The organism is Pseudomonas sp. PSE14, from assembly GCF_029203285.1.
Classification (GTDB): domain Bacteria; phylum Pseudomonadota; class Gammaproteobacteria; order Pseudomonadales; family Pseudomonadaceae; genus Pseudomonas.
This window is the reverse complement of record NZ_CP115669.1, coordinates 514,168-532,398: the sequence shown is the minus strand read 5'-3', so window position 1 is coordinate 532,398 and position 18,231 is coordinate 514,168. Positions and strand designations below refer to the sequence as shown.

General features: G+C 65.7%; 14 protein-coding genes. 2 read left to right on the top strand and 12 right to left on the bottom strand.

Going from position 1 to position 18,231, the window contains the following annotated elements; translation table 11 throughout:
- Nucleotides 1–64: 64 nt before the first annotated feature.
- The 4 genes from O6P39_RS02450 to O6P39_RS02435 all read right to left on the bottom strand — a co-directional run bounded on the left by O6P39_RS02450 (nt 65) and on the right by O6P39_RS02435 (nt 4,210).
- Nucleotides 65–1,414, bottom strand: a complete 1,350-nt coding sequence (locus tag O6P39_RS02450) for a glutamine synthetase family protein (RefSeq protein WP_275609896.1) — start codon at nt 1,412–1,414, stop codon at nt 65–67.
- Between the two features lie 76 nt (nt 1,415–1,490).
- Nucleotides 1,491–2,042, bottom strand: coding sequence for an XRE family transcriptional regulator (locus tag O6P39_RS02445; RefSeq protein WP_275609895.1), 552 nt, complete (start codon nt 2,040–2,042; stop codon nt 1,491–1,493).
- Between the two features lie 13 nt (nt 2,043–2,055).
- On the bottom strand, nt 2,056–3,345 hold the full coding sequence (locus tag O6P39_RS02440; protein ID WP_275609894.1) for an FAD-binding oxidoreductase: 1,290 nt from the start codon (nt 3,343–3,345) through the stop codon (nt 2,056–2,058).
- A 106-nt stretch (nt 3,346–3,451) separates the two neighbouring features.
- Nucleotides 3,452–4,210 (bottom strand): hypothetical protein, encoded by a 759-nt coding sequence (locus O6P39_RS02435; RefSeq protein WP_275609893.1) that lies wholly within the window; start codon nt 4,208–4,210, stop codon nt 3,452–3,454.
- 288 nt (nt 4,211–4,498) lie between these two features.
- On the opposite strand from O6P39_RS02435, the gene fnr reads away from it, so the two are divergent.
- The gene (fnr, locus tag O6P39_RS02430) at nt 4,499–5,209 is read left to right on the top strand and encodes a fumarate/nitrate reduction transcriptional regulator Fnr (protein WP_275609892.1); all 711 of its coding nucleotides are present in this window, start codon (nt 4,499–4,501) and stop codon (nt 5,207–5,209) included.
- A 204-nt stretch (nt 5,210–5,413) separates the two neighbouring features.
- On the opposite strand, the gene O6P39_RS02425 is transcribed toward fnr, so the two are convergent.
- Nucleotides 5,414–7,387 carry a PhoX family phosphatase gene (locus tag O6P39_RS02425; protein WP_275609891.1) on the bottom strand — a complete coding sequence of 658 codons (1,974 nt, stop codon included), beginning with the start codon at nt 7,385–7,387 and terminating at the stop codon, nt 5,414–5,416.
- 206 nt (nt 7,388–7,593) lie between these two features.
- The gene (locus O6P39_RS02420; protein ID WP_275609890.1) at nt 7,594–8,301 is read right to left on the bottom strand and encodes an MOSC domain-containing protein; all 708 of its coding nucleotides are present in this window, start codon (nt 8,299–8,301) and stop codon (nt 7,594–7,596) included.
- A 100-nt stretch (nt 8,302–8,401) separates the two neighbouring features.
- Here O6P39_RS02420 and O6P39_RS02415 point away from each other — a divergent pair, with 100 nt between their 5' ends.
- Entirely contained in the window at nt 8,402–9,280 is an 879-nt protein-coding gene (locus O6P39_RS02415; protein ID WP_275609889.1) for a LysR substrate-binding domain-containing protein, read from the top strand.
- A 491-nt stretch (nt 9,281–9,771) separates the two neighbouring features.
- On the opposite strand, the gene O6P39_RS02410 is transcribed toward O6P39_RS02415, so the two are convergent.
- From O6P39_RS02410 to bioD, 6 genes are all read right to left on the bottom strand, one after another.
- A complete protein-coding gene (locus O6P39_RS02410; RefSeq protein ID WP_275609888.1) occupies nt 9,772–11,550 on the bottom strand; it encodes an acyl-CoA dehydrogenase C-terminal domain-containing protein in 1,779 nt (592 codons plus the stop codon).
- Between the two features lie 207 nt (nt 11,551–11,757).
- On the bottom strand, nt 11,758–13,554 hold the full coding sequence (locus O6P39_RS02405) for an acyl-CoA dehydrogenase C-terminal domain-containing protein (protein WP_275609887.1): 1,797 nt from the start codon (nt 13,552–13,554) through the stop codon (nt 11,758–11,760).
- A gap of 116 nt (nt 13,555–13,670) precedes the next feature.
- Nucleotides 13,671–14,951 (bottom strand): GGDEF domain-containing protein, encoded by a 1,281-nt coding sequence (locus tag O6P39_RS02400; RefSeq protein ID WP_275609886.1) that lies wholly within the window; start codon nt 14,949–14,951, stop codon nt 13,671–13,673.
- 171 nt (nt 14,952–15,122) lie between these two features.
- The gene (locus O6P39_RS02395; protein ID WP_275609885.1) at nt 15,123–16,928 is read right to left on the bottom strand and encodes a phenylacyl-CoA dehydrogenase; all 1,806 of its coding nucleotides are present in this window, start codon (nt 16,926–16,928) and stop codon (nt 15,123–15,125) included.
- 308 nt (nt 16,929–17,236) lie between these two features.
- Entirely contained in the window at nt 17,237–17,467 is a 231-nt protein-coding gene (locus tag O6P39_RS02390; protein WP_275609884.1) for a hypothetical protein, read from the bottom strand.
- Between the two features lie 74 nt (nt 17,468–17,541).
- On the bottom strand, nt 17,542–18,225 hold the full coding sequence (bioD, locus tag O6P39_RS02385) for a dethiobiotin synthase (protein ID WP_275609883.1): 684 nt from the start codon (nt 18,223–18,225) through the stop codon (nt 17,542–17,544).
- Between the last annotated feature and the right edge of the window lie 6 nt (nt 18,226–18,231).

Sequence of the window (18,231 nt, the reverse complement as noted above, 5' to 3'; positions counted from 1 at the left end):
CGCGAGCAAGGACTAGGCGCCCCCCTCGGTCCTACAGGTCAAGCACACCCTCGGAGCAGAGGGCTCAGAGGAACCAGCGGTACTCCCGCGCGCTGACTTCGTTCATGAAGTCCAGGTGGTCGTGACGCTTGTTCTCGCAGTAGACGAAGACGAACTCGCTGCCCAGGCCATCCTTCACCACCGGATGGTCTTCCATGGCGGCGACGGCGCCGAGCATGTCGCGGGGGAAGTCGATACCGCTGGTGCGATCTTCGTTGAGCGGGGCGATGGGTTCGCGCTGGGCTTCCAGGCCGTGTTCCATGCCGGTGAGGATGGCCGCCAGCACCAGGTACGGGTTGGCGTCGGCGCCGGCCAGGCGGTGTTCGATGCGCAGGTTCTTGCCGTCGGATTCGGGGATGCGGATGCATGCATCACGGTCCTCGAAGCCCCAGCTGGCCTTGCTCGCGGCGTTCACACGGGAGCCGTAGCGGCGGTAGGCATTGTGGTTGGCGGCGAAGATCGGCATGCAGTGCGGCAGCAGTTCCAGGCAGCCGGCCACGGCGTGGCGCAGGGCCTGCTGGTTGTCGCCCTCGAGCAGGTTGTTGCCGTCGCGGTCGTACAGGCTGACGTGCACGTGCATGCCGCTGCCCGGCGCATGCAGGTACGGCTTGCTCATGAAGCTGGCACGGTAGCCGTGCTTGAGCGCCACGCCACGGGTGGCGCGAGCGAATAGCGCGGCCTGGTCGGCGGCGTGCAGGCCGTCGTCGCAGTGGGCGAAGTTGATCTCGAACTGGCCCGGGCCGATCTCGGCGGTGATCACGTTGGCGTCCACGCCCTGCTCGCGGGAAGCCTCGACGATCTCATGGAGCACGTCGGAGAAGCGCGACAGGCGCTCGATGTGCATGTTCGGCTGGTCGTCCTCGTCATCGCACAGCGGGTCGCGCGGGTACTGCGGCAGACCGGCGTCGAGCTTCTTGTCGAACAGGTAGAACTCCAGCTCGAAGGCCACCACCGGGCGGATGCCCTTGGATTCCAGGCGCTGCATGACGCGGGCGAGCACTTCGCGCGGTTCGAACTCGATGGGCGCGTGGGTGCCGTCGGAACTGATCAGCATCTGGCCCAGCGGCTGGTTCTCCCAGCGCACCGGCTTGAGCGAACCGGGGATCAGGCGGCGCGGCGCATCAGGGTCGCCGTCGTTGAAGCAGTAATCGCCGATCGGGTGCAGGCCGCCCTGCGCGCCCAGCAGCACGCAATTCTGCGGCAGCTTCAGCGGGCTGCCGGCGGCGACTTTTTCCAGCATGTCGACGGGGTAGCGCTTGCCGTAGAAGTGACCGGGAATGTCCAGGCAGATCAGGTCGACGTAACGGATGTCCGGGTATTGCTGGCGGAAGGCGCGGACTTCGCTGAGCAGGTCGGGATACATCGGGCGGTTCATGATTTTCTCGGGGCCTTTGTGCGGGGCGCAGCCGGATCGTTTTCCTAAATCAACCCATTCGGGCTGGCTTGGGAAATCAGGTGAAGATCCAGAGCACCCGTGTTGGTTTGTCGGTGAGGTTGCCGTAGCGGAACTGGCTGTGCGGCGGCAACTGGAAACTGTCGTTGGCCTGCAGGGTGACGGTGTCGCCCTCGTACCAGATGGTCAGCTCGCCTTCGAGGACGAAACCGCCCTGCTCCGAGCTGTCGTTCAGGTGCCCCTCGCCGCTGGTGGCGCCAGGGGCGAGGATGCTGTCGAGCATGGAGAAGCCACCGGACATGTTCGGCGAAGCGAGGATGTCGGTGACGCCGCCGGCGTAGTACAGGGTGCGGCGATCGGCCGGGCGGGTGACCCAGTCGAGCTCGCGGCGGGTGTCGCCGGCATAGAAGTAGGTGGTTGGCACCCCGAGGGCTTCGCTGATGGCGGTAAGGTCGGCCACGGTGGGCTGCGACAGGCCGCGCTCGACCTGGGAGAGGAAGCCCACCGAGCGGCCGATCTGTTCGGCCAGCGCGCCCAGGGTGAGGTTCTTGTGCTTGCGCAGGTCGCGGATCAGCGTGGCAAGGTGTTCGTTGGTGACCGTCTGGGTCATGGCGAAATCCGATTCAGAAAAAGTCGCGCAATCGATACCAGGCCTTGCCGACGGCTTCCAGTGGCGCAGCGAATCGCTGACCACCGGGGAACCCGGGATTGCGGATGCGTTGATAGAGGTCAAGCTCGTCGCCGCGTCCCAGCATCGCCTCGCTCACCGCGCGGGCGGCAGCCAGGCTCGGCAGCACGCCGTGGCCGGAATAGCCCTGCAGCCAGTACAGCTCGCCGCGCCGGCCGATGTCCGGGGTACGGCGCATGGTGCAGTCGATGTGGCCGCCCCAGGCGTACTCCAGTTCCACGCCCTTGAGCTGCGGGAACACCCGCTCGATGTAGGGGCGCGTGGCGGCGCGGATATCGCTGGGCATGCCGCCCAGGTAGGTGCAGCCGCCGCCGAACAGCAGGCGGTGGTCGGGGGTCAGGCGGAAGTAGTCGAGGACGAACTGGTTGTCGGTGACGCAGCAGTTCTTCGGCAGCAGCGAGCGGGCCAGCTCCTCGCCCAGGGGCGCGGTGGCGACCTGGTAGGTGCCCACCGGCAGGATGCGTTCGGAGACGTCGCGGTCCAGCCCGTCGATGTAGGCGTTGCAGGCCAGCACCAGGGAGGCGCAGCGCACGCTGCCATGTTCAGTGGTCACCTCGTAGCCGCTGCCGTTCTCGCGGAAGCTCAGGGCGCGGGTCTGCTCGAAGATGCGCCCGCCGGCGCGTTCGAAGGCACCCGCCAGGCCGTAGGCCAGCTTGAGCGGGTTCAGGTGGGCGGAATGGGGATCATAGAGGCCGGCCTGGTAGCGATCGCTGGCGATCCACTCCGGCAGTTCCTCGCGCGGCACGAAGCGCAGGCCTTCGTAGCCCCAGCGGCGGTTGGCCTCGGCCTGCCAGTCGTAGAGCGAGCCGACGCGGCGCTTGAGTACGGCGGTCCACAGGTGGCCGATGCGGTAGTCGCAGTCGAAACCGTGGCGTTGCGGCAGGTCGCGCAGTTCGTGGGCGGCCCAGAGCATGCCTTGCCAGAGGCGCAGCGCGCCTTCATGGCCGAGGTCGGCTTCGATCGGCCCCAGGTCGCTGGACCAGCCCGGCAGGGCCTGGCCGCCGTTGCGCCCGGAGGCGGCCCAGGCGATGCGGCTGGCTTCGATCATGCAGACCTGGCGTCCGCCTTCGGCGAGTTGCAGGGCCGTGTGCAGGCCACTGAAACCGGCGCCGATCACCAGCACTTCGCATTCCAGCGGTTCGCGCAGGGCCTCGCGCGGCTGGATCAGCTCAGGGTTGGCGCCGGCATAGTAAGTACCGACCGGCTCGGTCGAACGCAGGAACATGGCCACCTCGTGAAATTGTTTTGTTTATTTTTCATGAAAAATAACAGAACAAATTTCACAAGGCTAGCCCACCGCATCCCTTATCGACGGAAAGCGGCGTCGAGTATCAGGACGCCAGCACCGCGGTGCTGGATTCCTCTTCACGCTTCTGCCGCATGCTGACCACGATCACCAGCGCCACCAGGATGCCGGCGAGGATCGCCGAGGAGCCGATGGTGCCGAAATCCAGCCCGCCCTTTTCATGGGACTTGGTGAGGAAGTCGCCCAGGGTCGCGCCGAACGGACGGGTGAGGACGAAGGCAACCCAGAACAGCAGCACCGAGGACAATCTGGTGAAGTAGTGCAGCAGGACCACGACCGCGATCAGGCTGCCGATCAGCAGCGCGCCGCCGGCGAAGCCCAGGCCGGAATCGTCGGCGAGGAAGTCGCCCAGCGCGGTGCCCAGAGTGTTGGAGAAGAGGATCGCCACCCAGTAGAACATCTCGCCCTTGAAGCTGCGGATGTTGTCCACCGACAGCGAGGTGCCGCTGAAGCGCCAGGCCGCGAAGATCGCCACCAGGATACTCACCAGAATCGCCGAGCCACTGGCGTAGCCCAGTTCCAGGGTGCGGTCCATGAAGTCCGACATGGTGGTGCCGGCGGTGCTGGTGGAGAGGATCACCAGCCAATACAGCCAGGGCACATGGCGCTTGCTGGCGAGCTGGCCGACCAGGGTGACGAGGAAGACGCTGATGAGGATCAGCGAGCTGATCGCGTAGCCGACGTTCAGGGTCATCGACAGCAGGTCGCCGGCGGTTTCCCCCAGGGTGGTGGCGCAGATTTTCATCACCCAGAAGGCCAGGGTGATCTGTGGCAGTTTGTTCACGAGCAAGACTCCGGAAGTGGGCGGAATGGACGCGCGCCCTTCCCGCCGGCCGCGTCACCGGCACCCGGAGTAACTGTGGGCTCCCCCCAACGACCCCATGGTGCACGGTGGTGAAGACTGAGGTTCGCGCAGTCAAGAAAGGGTCAAGCCGGAATGAAAAATCCATTCGATGCAGGCTTTTCCTGGCCCCCGGCAAGTGACAGATGGCCGTCTGTTGCTATGGTTTGAGGGGGGCGATACGCCCGAGAATGCTGTGCTACGCGTATGGGCCGGCGCATGGGGATAGGGATGAATCAGATGATCAAAGCGCAACCGTACTGCAAGAACTGCCGGCTGGCGCCGCCGACCTTGAGCGACGACAAGATCCAGGAGCTGGAGGCGATCATCAAGCCGGGCCACCTGCTCAACAAGGGCGACTTCGTGTTCCGCCAGGGCGACCCGTTCCACAACGTGTACCTGGTCCGCTCCGGCTCGATCAAGACCTTCACCACCAACGAGCAGGGCCTGGAGAAGATCACCGGATTCTATTTCGCCACCGAGATCTTCGGCTTCTCCGGCATGGGCGAAGGCAGCTACCCGGTATCGGCGCAAGCGCTGGAAAGCACGCTGTGCAGCGAAATTCCCTTCAGCCAGCTGGAAGCGCTGTCGAACCAGATTCCCGGCCTGTCGCACCAGATCATGCTGATGATGAGCCGCAAGATCCGTGAGGATCAGCAGATGAAGCTACTGCTGTCGAGGCTGAACTCGGACTCGCGCATTGCCGCCTTCCTGCTGAACATTTCCGCGCACTTCCGCGACCGGGGGTTCTCGGCCACGCGCTTCCGCCTGAGCATGTCGCGCAACGAGATCGGCGACTACCTGGGGCTGGCAGTGGAGACCGTGTCGCGCAGCTTCACCCGCCTGCAGAAGCATGGGTTGGTGCGGGTGGATGGGCGGGAGACGGAGATTCTCGATTTCACCGAGCTGTGCGCACTAGCCGGGGGTGAGGTCGAGCTTTGAGTGTTCGGCGCCCCCCTCACCCTAACCCTCTCCCGGAGGGAGAGGGAACTGTCCGCAGCAGGATGAAACCCAGGCGTCATCCGGCACAATCGGCCCCCTCTCCCCTTGGGAGAGGGCTGGGGTGAGGGCAACACCCAACACGGGACCTTCCCGGGGTGCCAGCGGTAAAAAACAACCGGCGCCAAACCTTCCCCTCAATACCCATCAAGTCCCGATCACACCCCCATCATCCTTGGTGATCACCAGCGTCGTGGAGCGCGGGATGCTCTTGCCGTCGCTGGCCGGGAAGCTGATGCCCGGGTGCTGGATGTTCACCCACATCGTCCTGCCATCCGGGCTCTGGGTGATGCCGGTCAGCTCGCAGCCGCGCGGGCCGACCAGGAAGCGCCGCACCTCGCGGCTGTGCGGGTCGGCGCAGAGCAGCTGGTTGCAGCCCATGGCGTGCATGGGTTTCTCGGCGTCGTCGTAGTCGGTCTCGATCCACAGGCGGCCGGCAGTGTCGAAGTAGAGGCCGTCCGGCGAGGAGAAGATGTCGCCGTTGATGCTGCCGACCAGGTTCTCCGGCGCGCCGGAGCCCTTCTGCTCGCCGGCCAGCAGGAAGACTTCCCACTGGAAGCGGGTCGCGGTCGGATCACCACCGGCCTCGTTCCAGCGCAGGATCTGCCCGTGCAGGTTTTCCTTGCGCGGGTTGGCCGCGTCCACCGGCTGCTTCTTGCCGCGGCCGTCGTTGTTGGTGAGGCTGACGTAGACCTCGCGGGTGGTCTGCTGCACGGCGACCCACTCGGGGCGATCCATCGGGGTCGCGCCGAGCTTGTCGGCGGCGGCGCGGGCATTGACCAGCACCTCGGCCTGGCTGGCGAAACCGTTCTCGGCGCTCAGGCCGTTCCGGCCATGCACCAGCGGCAGCCATTGGCCGCTGCCATCGGCGTTGAAGCGGGCGACATAGAGGGTGCCTTCGTCCAACAGGTCGCGATTGGCCGCACGGTTATCCGGGTCGTACTTGCCGGCCGGGACGAACTTGTAGATGTACTCGCCCTTGGTGTCGTCGCCATAGTAGAAGGCCATGCGGTTGTCCGCGCCCAGCGACAGGGTCGAGCACTCGCGGCAGAAGCGGCCGACGGCAGTGCGCTTCTTCGGCGTGGACTTGGGATCGAACGGGTCGATCTCCACCACCCAGCCGAAGCGGTTCGGTTCGTTGACGTGGCCGCCGTGTGGCTGGTCGGCCCTGGGGGTGGCGTCGAAGCGCGCGTCCACCGCCTCCCAGGCGTAGTAGTTGCTGAACTGGCCGTTGGACAGGCCGTAGCGCTTGTGCGAAACGCGCTTGGCATAGTCGTCCTTGTCGCGGTTGACGAAGTACTGGTGCCAGTTCTCCTCGCAGGCGAGATAGGTGCCCCAGGGCGTGACGCCCATGGAGCAGTTGTTCAGGGTGCCGAGCACCTGTTTGGCGTCCGGATCGCTGGCGGTGCGCAACAGGTCATGGCCAGCCAGCGGGCCGGACAGTTCCAGCGGCGAGCTGCCGGTGATGCGGCGGTTGTAGCTCGAACCCTCGACGCGCTGCCACTGGCCGCTGGCGTCCTTCTTCACCTCGATCACGCTCAGGCCGTGGGCGGCGATTTCCTTGCGCACCTCGCCTTCCGGGCGACCACGGGAGCCGTCGGGGCGATCCTCGAAGGTCTGGCCCTTGGTGTGCAGCGTCGGGTTGATGTACTCGTGGTTGATCACCAGCAGGCCATGGCTGTCCGGCGCATCCGGGAAAGGGAAGTAGTGCATGCCGTCATGGTTGTCGCCGGCCTGCAGTTCCTGGGCTTTCCAGTCCTCGCTGGCGTCGCCCTTCCAGGCCGGGGAGCCGCTGACCACCGGGTCGCCCCAGGAGAAGAACGGCCGGGCGGTATAGCCTTCGGCGACGATCACCCGGTCGAACTTCGGGTCCTGCTGCACCGGCACGCCCTTGAAGCCCAGCAGCGCGGACGGCACCGGAGCATCGGCGGCGAACAGCGAGCGGCCGGGGAACAGTCCGCCACCGAGAAAGCCGACCGCGCCGAGCACCAGGCTGTTCTTCAGCAGGCGGCGCCGGGCCGGGTCGATCAGCTCGCTCATCGGCACGTTGCCGGAGGGGTTGACCGCCTGGTCATCGAAGGCGGCCAGTCGATCGTGAAAGTCCTGGAATCGTTCGCTCATGGAGGGGTTCCTTCCGCGCGGCCGTCGGCGGGACGGCTCGGGTTGTCAGTAAAAGATATGCGCGGAAGGTTAGGAACGCGGTGTTACGACGGGATGACAGCGCCGCCGGCCCCATCGAGGGAGCCGGCGGCGGGAAGAAAAGCCGCCCCACAGGACCAAGACGACGTCCGGAGGCGGGCGCGAGGGCATTTGCGAAGCAGCGCGGCTCAGGTTTGCAGGCCGCCCTGCTCCGAACATTCGGGGCCCGCCAGGCGGGCCGTCCAGTCTTCCAGCACGCCACTGGTGAGGCGTTGCGCGGCGGTCTTGCGCCAGCGCAGGGAGAGCGCGTCGCAGGCCATCATCAGGCGCAGTCCGGTACGTTCCAGCGGGTGACCGAAGTACCAGTCCAGCAGGCTCGCCACGGAGAGCTGCGGGTAGTGCCGTTGCACCAGTTCCAGCGGTGCGTCGGGTGCAACCATGCCGGCACGACGGACCCGGTAGAACCAGCCGCAGCGCCCCTGCTCCTGCACCTCGAAGGGCAGCTCGGGCAGGTTCCAGCGCCGCGCCAGGCGATAGCTGGGCGAACGCGGCTGGCTCACTTCGATCAGCGCCTCGCCCCAGCGGAACAGGTCGCCGATGCACACCTCGTGTTCATTGAGGCCGAAGGTCGACAGGTTCTCGCCGAAGGCCGGCTGTCGCCAGCGCGTCTGCGGGTGCTGCTTGCGCCAGTGGCGGTAGTGCTCGGCCGGATAGTGGTGCAGCGCGCGGTCCAGGCCGCCATCGCGGCGCAGGTCGGCCCGTGCGTCCCCCGGCAGCCCCTCGGCGCCGAGCCAGACTTCCTGATGCGCTTCCAGCTTGTCGATGTCGCTGAGCAAACCGCCCCAGCTCTCTTCGACTTTGCCTATGAAAACGCCCTGGATGACGATGCTTTCCACCTTTGTCTACCCATCTGAGACAGCGGACAAGCGCTAGAGTAGAGGTCTGGATAGGTGACTATCCATTTCGATTTTCCAGTTTCGTTGATAAGCAGACCTTATGGATTTTCGCCAGCTCCGCTATTTCGTCGCGCTCTATGAGGAAGGCCATGTCGGGCGTGCCGCCGAACGCCTGGCGATTTCCCAGCCGGCGCTGTCGCAGCAGATCCGCCAGTTGGAGCAGAACCTCGACGTGGCGCTGTTCCAGCGCAGCGGCAAGCGCCTGCTGCCCACCGCCGCCGCGCACACGCTGTACAACCACGCGGTGCCGCTGCTGGACGGCCTGGAACGCGCCCGCGAGTCCCTGCGGGCTTATCGCGGGCAGAGCGCGCGGAGCCTGAGCATCGGCGTGTTGCAGACGGTCAACGCCAACCTGGTGCCGCACCTGGTGGAGCGCCTGCACAGCGCGCAGCCGCACGTGCAGGTACGCATCTATGAACTCTCGGGCGTGGAGATCGAGCGACGCCTGCTGGCCGGTCAGCTGGACATCGGCATCGGCTTCCTGCCACCGCGCCAACCGGCGCTGCACGGCGTGGAGCTGTACCCGGACGAGCTGCAACTGGTGATCGCGGCGGACCATCCGCTGAAGGATTTCAAGAAAGTCTCCCTGGCCCAGGCGGCGGAATTGCCGATGCTGTTGCTGGGCGAGGAATTCCGCGCCCGGCAGATCTGGCAGGAGCAACTGGCGGCCATCGGCCGGCGACCACGGGTGCAGGCGGAGCTGAACCATATGAGCGGCATCCTCGACAGCCTGCCGCAGAGCCGCTTCGCCACCGTGCTACCGGGGCGCGCACGACAGATGCACGGCAATCCGAACCTGCTGTGGAAGCCATTGAGCGAGCCGCGCATTCCGCTGAGCGTGGGGCTGGTGTATCGCGACGCGCAGCGGCAGCAGCCGACGGTGGAGCTGTTGCGGTCACTGCTCGACGGGGCGGTTTGAGGATGGGATCAGCGTGTAGGGCGTATAACGTTCGACGTTATACGCCGTTTAACCTCGCCCTCCAGACCACTCCAAGGCTGGCACGAAGCCGCAGCTTCAAGGCTGCCTCGAGCTCACCCCTCGCGTCGACGATAAGCACGGTGTATCGGCGTACAACCGCGAACGGTTGTACGCCCTACGAATAGCCCACCAAAAACCGCAGGCAAGAAAAAACCCCGCTTCTTTCGAAGCGGGGTTTTGCAGACCGATATCCTGACGTCCGTGCTGGCCACCATCCGTGGTGGATTCCCTTGTTTCCGTATTGTCGTTGGCGCTTCCTGCGCAATGTCCTGACTGAGGAAAAGGTTAACCGCGTAAGGACATTTCAGACAGACGCTGATCACCACCAGTGTTTGTAAGCCTAGGCTTACACGTAATCGTGATACCCCGGTTACCAAACCGTATAACCCGCAATAAAAAAGCCCCGCCGGAGCGGGGCTTTTGCGTAGCGCTTAGAACTGCGCGGCGTCCAGCAGGTACAGCGACTCGCTGCCGGCCTTCACCGAGGCGGTCAGGGAGTGGATGCGCGGCAGCAGGCGGGCGAAGTAGAAGCGCGCGGTGCCCAGCTTGCTGGCGTAGAACTCGTCCTGGCCTTCCTTGCCCTGCGCGGCGCGCGCCATCAGGGACCACATGTACGCATAGGCGGTGTAGCCGAAGGCGTGCAGGTACTCGACCGAGGCAGCGCCGATCTCGTTCGGGTTGCCCTTGGCGCGGTCCAGCACCCAGGCGGTCAGCTCGTCCAGGCTCTGCACGGCGGCGTTCAGCGGGCCGGTGAACTCGGAAAGCTCAGCCGACGCCGAAGCGGTGAAGGCGCGAATCTCGTCGGTGAACAGCTTGGCGTAGGCGCCGCCGCTGCCAACGATCTTGCGGCCCATCAGGTCCAGCGCCTGGATGCCATTGGTGCCTTCGTAGATCTGGGTGATGCGGCAGTCGCGCACCAGCTGCTCCTGGCCCCACTCGCGGATGAAGCCGTGGCCGCCGAATATCTGCTGGCCATGAATGGTGGTTTCCAGGCCCATGTCGGTGAGGAAGGCCTTGGCCACCGGGGTCAGCAGGGCAACCAGCTCCTCGGCACGCTTACGGGTGGCCGGCTCTTCGCTGTACTTGGCGGTGTCCAGCTGCATCGCGACGTAGCTGGAGAAGGCGCGGCCGCCCTCGTTCAACGCCTTCATGGTGAGCAGCATGCGGCGCACGTCCGGGTGGACGATGATCGGGTCGGCAGCCTTGTCCTTGGCGACGGGACCGGTCGGCGCGCGGCTCTGGATACGCTCGCGAGCGTATTCCACGGCGCTCTGGTAGGAGCGCTCGCCAGTGGCCAGGCCCTGGATGCCAACGCCCAGGCGCTCGTAGTTCATCATGGTGAACATGGCGGCCAGGCCCTTGTTCGGCGCGTCGACGATCCAACCGGTGGCGCCGTCGAAGTTCATCACGCAGGTGGCGGAGGCCTTGATGCCCATCTTGTGCTCGATGGAGCCACAGGACACGGCGTTGCGCCCGGCCAGGGAGCCGTCTTCGTTGACCATCACCTTCGGCACCAGGAACAGCGAGATGCCCTTGGAGCCGGCCGGCGCGTCGGGCAGCTTGGCCAGCACCAGGTGGATGATGTTCTCGGTGAGGTCGTGCTCGCCGCCGGTGATGAAGATCTTGGTGCCGGAAATCTTGAAGCTGCCGTCAGCCTGCGGTTCGGCCTTGGTGCGGATCATGCCCAGGTCGGTGCCGGCGTGCGGCTCGGTCAGGCACATGGAGCCCGCCCAGGTGCCGGCGTACATGTTCGGCAGGTACTTGGCTTTCAATTCTTCGCTGGCGTGGTTGAGCAGCGACAGGCAGGCGCCGGCGGTCAGCATCGGGTACAGGCCGAAGGACAGGTTGGCCGAGTTGACCATTTCCTCGACCTGGGCGCCGATCACTTTCGGCATGCCCATGCCGCCGAATTCCGGCGCGCCGCCCACGCCCACCCAGCCGCCTTCGGCGTAGGTGCGGTAGGCCTCGGGGAAGCCAGCCGGGGTCTTCACGCCCTCGGCGCTCCAGCTGCAGCCTTCCTCGTCGCCGCTGCGGTTCAGCGGGGCGATCACGCCGCCGGTGACCTTGCCGGCTTCTTCGAGGATCGCGCTGGCGGTCTCGGCGTCGACGGTCTCGGCCAGCGCCGGCAGTTCTGCCCAGAGCTTGGCAACCTCGAAGACCTCATTGAGGACGAATTGCATGTCACGCAGGGGAGCTTTGTAGTCAGCCATGATAAATCCTCGAACGAAAACGACGGCTGATCAGCCAGCCAGCGGTATCAGAATAGGAGGTACGCGAAGGTACGCCGCCGGAGTTTACTCCAACAACTTTTCAGACTTTAAGCGTCATGTTGTGACCACACAACAATAGATTGGTCACGAAATGTAGCTGTGACGAAAAGGCCCGCACACGGCGGGCCTTCTCGTCTGGCGCGCAATTTACAGGGCGAACTGTTCGGCCGACAGGCGCATCAGTACGTCGGAACCGGCCTCCGCCGCCGCCACGTGAGCCTGGGCGCGCGGCAGCAGGCGGCTGAAGTAGAACTCGGCGGTCACCAGCTTCGCCTGGTAGTAGGCCGCCTCGCCGGCACCCTCCTCCAGCTTCTGCTGGGCGACCAGCGCCATGCGCAGCCAGAAGTAACCCAGGGTCACGTAGCCGGAGAACATCAGGTAATCCACCGAGGCGGCACCAACTTCGTCCGGGTTCTTCATGGCGGCCATGCCGACCTTCTGGGTCAGCTCGCCCCACTGCTTGTTCAGCGCCGCCAGTTGCGCGACCTGCGCTTTCAACTGCGGATGCTCGGCCTGCTGCTGGCAGAGCTGGTGGACCAGCTTGGTAAAGCCCATCAGCAGCTTGCCCTGGCTGCCGAGGACCTTGCGCCCCAGCAGGTCCAGCGCCTGAATGCCGTTGGTGCCCTCGTAGATCGGCGCAATGCGGCAGTCGCGTACCAGCTGCTCCATGCCCCACTCGCGGATGAAGCCGTGGCCGCCGAACACCTGCATGCCGATGTTGGTGACCTCAAGGCCGGTCTCGGTCATGAAGGCCTTGCAGATGGGGGTGAGGAAGGCCAGCAGGTTGGCGGCGCGCTCGCGTTCCTCGGCGTCCTGGGACAGGTGCTCGATGTCCAGCAGCTGCGCGGTGAAGTAGGCCAGCGCGCGGTTGCCTTCGTTGAACGCCTTCATGGTCAGCAGCATGCGGCGCACGTCCGGGTGCACGATGATCGGGTCGGCGGGCTTCTCCGGCGCCTTCGGACCGGTCAGCGAGCGCATCTGCAGGCGGTCCTGGGCGTAGCGCACGGCGCCCTGGTAGCTGGTCTCGCCGAGGCAGAGTCCCTGCATGCCGGTGCCCAGGCGCGCATGGTTCATCATGGTGAACATGCAGGCCAGGCCTTTGTTGGCCTCGCCGATCAGGAAACCACGGGCACCGTCGAAGTTCATCACGCAGGTAGCGGAGGCCTTGATGCCCATCTTGTGCTCGATGGAGCCGCAGGCCACGGCGTTACGGGGGCCCACCTCGCCGTTCGCGTCCAGGTTGAACTTGGGCACGATGAACAGCGAGATGCCCTTGGTGCCGGCCGGCGCGTCGGGCAGCTTGGCCAGGACCAGGTGGATGATGTTCTCGCTCATGTCGTGCTCGCCGGCGGAGATGAATATCTTGGTGCCGGTGATCGCGTAGCTGCCGTCGGCGTTGGGCACGGCGCGGGTCTTGATGATGCCCAGGTCCGTGCCGCAATGCGGTTCGGTGAGGCACATGGTGCCGGTCCATACCGCGCTGGTCATGCGCGGCAGGTAGGTGTTCTTCTGCTCCTCGCTGCCGTGGGCGTGAATGGCGGCCATGGCGCCCTTGGTCAGGCCGGGGTACATGCCCCAGGAGCAGTTGGACGCGCCGATCATCTCGCTGACCAGCAGGCCGAGGGACGGCGGCAGGCCCTGGCCGCCGTACTCCGGGTCGCTGGAAACGCCGTTCCAGCCGGCCTCGACGTACTGTGCAAAGGCTTCCTTGAAGCCCTTGGGCGTGGTCACCACACCGTTGTCGAAGTGGCAGCCTTCCTCGTCGCCGGAGCGGTTCAGCGGGGCGATGACCTGCTCACAGAACTTCGCGCCTTCCTCGAGGATGGCGGCGAACATGTCCGGGGTGGCGTCGGTGGCGCCGAGGGCTTCGTAGCGGCCGGTGAAGTCGAAGACTTCGTCGGTGAGGAAGCGCACGTCGCGCAGGGGGGCCTTGTACTCGGGCATCGCGAATCTCCGTTCGGTTCAGGGCGCCAGAGTGGCGCGGATACCTCGAACCTAAAGGCGCACGGACGCCCGGGCAATCAGGCTGCACGCGCTGAATGCGCGGCCATAAGCAGCCATCAACCCGTGCGTACCGCGCCCCGGTGCGCCTGCCCGTGCACTGCCACCCGATTGCGGCCGCCGCTCTTGGCCGAATACAGCGCCTGGTCGGCGCCCTTGATCACTTCTTCCGGACTGCGCCGCTCGCCGTCACGCTCGGCGACGCCGACACTGATGGTTACCGAGACCGTCTGCGCTTCCCTGCCGCTGCGCCTGCTGCGGCCCTGGCGATCGTCCCTGGGCCGGTTGCCACGGTCGCGCAACTGCATCGCGTAGCCCTCGATGGCCTGACGCACCGCGTCCAGGTGCGGCAGGCACTCCTCCACCGACTTGCCGGAGAACACCAGGGTGAATTCCTCGCCACCGTAGCGATACGCCTTGCCGCCCCCGCCGGTGCGCCGCAGCTGGCTGGCGACCATGCGCAGTACCTGGTCGCCGACGTCATGGCCGTGGCTGTCGTTGAATTTCTTGAAGTGGTCCACATCGATCATCGCCAGCACGTACTGCTGGCCGAGGCGCTGGAAGCGCTCGTTCAAGGCGCGGCGCCCGGGCAGCCCGGTGAGCTCGTCGCGGAAGGCCATCTGGTACGCCTCATGGGCCACCGCGCCGGCCAGGTTGAGCATCACCAGGCTGGTCATCACCGTGAGCGCGTGGGGCAGGATGAACACCTTCGGCAGCATCCACAGCAGACCTGCCAGCCCCACCAGTTGCGCGGCGTGCAGCGGCCGTGGCTGGCGCAGGTAGGCAGCGAGCAGGGCGATGAAGGCGAGGATGAAGCCGAAGTAGGACAGTTGCGCCAGGCTCATCCAGCGCCCGTGCAGGGCGGGCCAGTAGACATCGCTGAGCAGTTCGGCCAGCCCCTGGGGGAAACGTTGTGCCAGCGCCGTCGCGGTCGCCGCCACGGCCAGCAGCGCGGCGCCACGGGCCAGCAGGTCCTGCAGCAGGTGCATGCGCTCCTGCCAGATGCCGTACATCCCGTAGAGCAGCGGCAGCAGCACACAGCACAGGTGGAACACCAGCGCCGCGTCCGGTCGCGTCGTGTGATGGGCGCGGTAGTAGTCGACCTGGGTATCGAGCAGGAAGTAGGCGATGTACACCACCCCCAGCATGAACAACTGGCGCTGACGACCATAGACCAGGCACAGCGCGCCCCCGAGCAACAGCAACAAGGTCGGCAGGACGTTGAACAGCGAGATGAAGAATTCGGAGAGTTCGGCCAGGGAGCCGGCGACGATGCCAGCCGGAATCAGCAGCAGGGGGGCAAGGAAGTGGCTGAGCCGGTAGGGGGCCGTGGGTCGCACAAGGGGTTCCGATGCATTGACGCCGGACTCGAGGTCAGCGGACCGGCAAGTGGCGTAATGATGGCACCTTCCGGAGGTATTTGCGTGTCCACGGATACGAAAAAGCCCGCCGGATGGCGGGCTTTTTCCTGTTCAGCAGACGGACGGCGAACCGTCCGTCCATGGCGCTGATCAGTAACCGAGGGCGAAATCTTCCTCGGCCAGGTCCATCAGGTTGTTGGCGCCGGACAGCATGGAGCCAACGTGCGCGCGGGTGCGCGGCAGGATGCGCTGGAAGTAGAAGCGCGCGGTCTTCAGCTTGGCCTGGTAGAAGGCCTCTTCGCTGGTACCGGCAGCCAGCTTCTCGGCAGCCAGGCGAGCCATGTCAGCCCAGAAGTAAGCCAGGGCGGCGTAACCGGAGTACATCAGGTAGTCCACCGAAGCGGCACCGACTTCCTCGCGATCCTTCATGGCGGCCATGCCGACCTTCATGGTCAGCTCGCCCCACTCCTTGTTCAGCGCGGCCAGCGGTGCAACGAATTCCTTCACGGCTTCGTTGGCCTCGTTGGCCTGGCAGAACTTGTGCACGATCTTGGTGAAGCCCTTGAGCGCTTCGCCCTGGGTCATCAGGATCTTGCGGCCCAGCAGGTCCAGCGCCTGAACGCCGGTGGTGCCTTCGTATAGCATGGAGATGCGGCTGTCGCGGACGTTCTGCTCCATGCCGTGCTCGGCGATGAAGCCGTGGCCGCCATAGATCTGCACGCCGTGGTTGGCGGCTTCGAAGCCCACTTCGGTCATGAACGCCTTGGCGATCGGAGTGAGGAAGGCCAGCATCGCGTCAGCGGCTTTCTTCTCTTCTTCGTCCTGGCTGCGCTGCACGATGTCCACCTGCTTGGCGGCGAAGTACAGCATGGCGCGGTTGCCTTCGGCGAAGGCCTTGGCGGTCAGCAGCATGCGGCGCACGTCCGGGTGCACGATGATCGGGTCGGCGGCTTTTTCCGGGGCTTTCGGGCCGGTCAGCGAACGCATCTGCAGACGCTCGCGAGCGTAGGCGATGCCACCCTGGAAACCGATCTCGGCGTGGGCCAGGCCTTGCAGCGCGGTACCCAGGCGAGCGGTGTTCATGAAGGTGAACATGCAGTTCAGGCCCTTGTTCGGCGGGCCGATCAGGAAGCCGGTAGCAGCGTCGAAGTTCATCACGCAGGTGGCGTTGCCGTGGATGCCCATCTTGTGCTCGATGGAGCCACAGGAAACGGCGTTGCGCTCGCCTACGCCGCCTTCGGCGTTGGGCAGGAACTTCGGCACGATGAACAGCGAGATGCCCTTGGTGCCCTGCGGGGCGTCGGGCAGGCGGGCCAGCACGATGTGGACGATGTTGTCGGCCATGTCGTGTTCGCCAGCGGAGATGAAGATCTTGGTGCCGGTGACCTTGTAGGTGCCGTCAGCCTGCGGCTCCGCCTTGGTGCGCAGCATGCCCAGGTCGGTGCCGCAATGCGGCTCGGTCAGGCACATGGTGCCGGTCCACTCGCCGGAAACCAGCTTGGTCAGGTAGGTCTGCTGCTGCTCCGGGGTGCCGTGGGCGTGCAGGGTGTTCATGGCGCCATGGGACAGGCCCGGGTACATGCCCCAGGACCAGTTGGCCTGGCCGACCATCTCGCTGATGGCCATGCCGAGGGATTCGGGCAGCCCCTGACCGCCGTGCTCGACGTCATGGGCCAGGCTCGGCCAGCCGCCTTCGACGAACTGCTGGTAGGCCTCCTTGAAGCCGGTCGGGGTCTTCACGCCTTCCGGGCTCCACTTGCAGCCTTCCAGGTCGCCAACGCGGTTCAGCGGAGCGATTACCTGTTCGCAGAACTTGGCACCCTCTTCGAGGATGGCATTGACCATATCCGGGGTGGCGTCTTGAGCGCCCGGCAGATTCTGGTAGTGCGCTTCGTAGCCCAGCAGCTCGTCGCGAACGAAACGGATATCACGCAAGGGGGCCTTGTAATCAGGCATAGCGGTAAACCTCTACGAAGGGTTCTGGTTAATGGGCGACCGGTCGTTGCGGTCGCAGTGCGGGATCGTTCCCGGCCGCCCAGTCGGTGCGCGCACGCATCCCGACAGTCAAACAGGCGTTTGAAACATACGTTTACGCCATACCCTTGTCAAGCATGCAGACCGACCACCCGGTCACGCTCGCAGGGCTACCGCCGGAGGGCCTTCGCGCCGCCGTCCTGAGATTGATTAAAGCCCATGGCAGAGCGGCCGGCGCGTCACAAGGACAGCCGGCAGGGCGGGAAGAAAATACGGAGGGAAAGCGAACGTCAGGCGCGGATATCGATGAGGGTGCCGAGGGTTTCGTCGGCCGCCTGGATGACTTTGGCGCCGGCCTCGACCTCGTGCTGGCCGCGGCGCAGGTCCACCAGGTGATCCGCCAGGGCGTCGCTTGCGCCGCTGCGGGCGCTGGCGATCCCGGCGCCGGCCTGGTCGACGCGCTGCTGTCCGCTCTGGACCGAGTTCAGGCCCGCGGCAAATGCATTACCGGAGATTTCCATCGGTGCGTCTCCCTGGACAAAAGCAGCCAATGGCCACCATTCAAGCAGACTTCCGCTCGCCCGGCCAGGCGTTGTTACAGATCGAGAATGCTCAGGTCCAGGTGAGCGGCGACTGCGGAGGGCGTCGCCGGCGACAGACGGGGAACCCGGCCGATGCAGGGCGCCGGCAGCCGCTCGGCCAGGGTCGCCAGGTTCTCCTCCAGGCGCGACGTGCTCGGGTCGACGATGTTCGCCACCCAGCCGGCCAGTTGCAGGCCGTCCCGCTGGATCGCCTCGGCACTGAGCACCGCATGGTTGATGCAGCCCAGGCGCACGCCAACCACCAGGATCACCGGCAGGCCAAGGGCGATCGCCAGGTCCGACAGGCTTTCCTCTCCCGACAACGGCACCCGCCAACCGCCCGCCCCTTCCACCACCGTGAAGTCGGCGCCTAGTTGCAGCACCGAACGCACGGCCGGCGCCAGCGACTCGACCTGCAGCTTCACGCCCTTCTCCCGTGCGGCGAGGTGCGGCGCGATGGCGGGCTGGAAGGCGAAGGGGTTCACCTGGTCGTAGGCCAGCGGCAGGCTGCATTCGGCCAGCAGCGCCAGCGCGTCCTCGTTGCGTAGTCCCTCGGGCGTCCGCTCACAACCGGAGGCCACCGGCTTGGCTGCCGCCGTGGACAATCCGGCCAGCCGCGCTGCATGGAGCAGGCCGGCGGCGAGGGTGGTCTTGCCGATCTCGGTGTCGGTGCCAGTGATGAAGTAGGCGTGGGACATAGGTAC

What these genes read in the sequence shown, in the direction of transcription:
- O6P39_RS02415 (WP_275609889.1), top strand. Translation starts at nt 8,402, where the DNA reads ATGGATTTTCGCCAGCTCCGCTATTTCGTCGCGCTCTATGAGGAAGGC.
- O6P39_RS02395 (WP_275609885.1), bottom strand. Translation starts at nt 16,928, where the DNA reads ATGCCTGATTACAAGGCCCCCTTGCGTGATATCCGTTTCGTTCGCGAC.
- O6P39_RS02425 (WP_275609891.1), bottom strand. Translation starts at nt 7,387, where the DNA reads ATGAGCGAACGATTCCAGGACTTTCACGATCGACTGGCCGCCTTCGAT.
- fnr (WP_275609892.1), top strand. Translation starts at nt 4,499, where the DNA reads ATGAATCAGATGATCAAAGCGCAACCGTACTGCAAGAACTGCCGGCTG.
- bioD (WP_275609883.1), bottom strand. Translation starts at nt 18,225, where the DNA reads ATGTCCCACGCCTACTTCATCACTGGCACCGACACCGAGATCGGCAAG.
- O6P39_RS02410 (WP_275609888.1), bottom strand. Translation starts at nt 11,550, where the DNA reads ATGGCTGACTACAAAGCTCCCCTGCGTGACATGCAATTCGTCCTCAAT.
- O6P39_RS02390 (WP_275609884.1), bottom strand. Translation starts at nt 17,467, where the DNA reads ATGGAAATCTCCGGTAATGCATTTGCCGCGGGCCTGAACTCGGTCCAG.
- O6P39_RS02405 (WP_275609887.1), bottom strand. Translation starts at nt 13,554, where the DNA reads ATGCCCGAGTACAAGGCCCCCCTGCGCGACGTGCGCTTCCTCACCGAC.
- O6P39_RS02445 (WP_275609895.1), bottom strand. Translation starts at nt 2,042, where the DNA reads ATGACCCAGACGGTCACCAACGAACACCTTGCCACGCTGATCCGCGAC.
- O6P39_RS02450 (WP_275609896.1), bottom strand. Translation starts at nt 1,414, where the DNA reads ATGAACCGCCCGATGTATCCCGACCTGCTCAGCGAAGTCCGCGCCTTC.
- O6P39_RS02440 (WP_275609894.1), bottom strand. Translation starts at nt 3,345, where the DNA reads ATGTTCCTGCGTTCGACCGAGCCGGTCGGTACTTACTATGCCGGCGCC.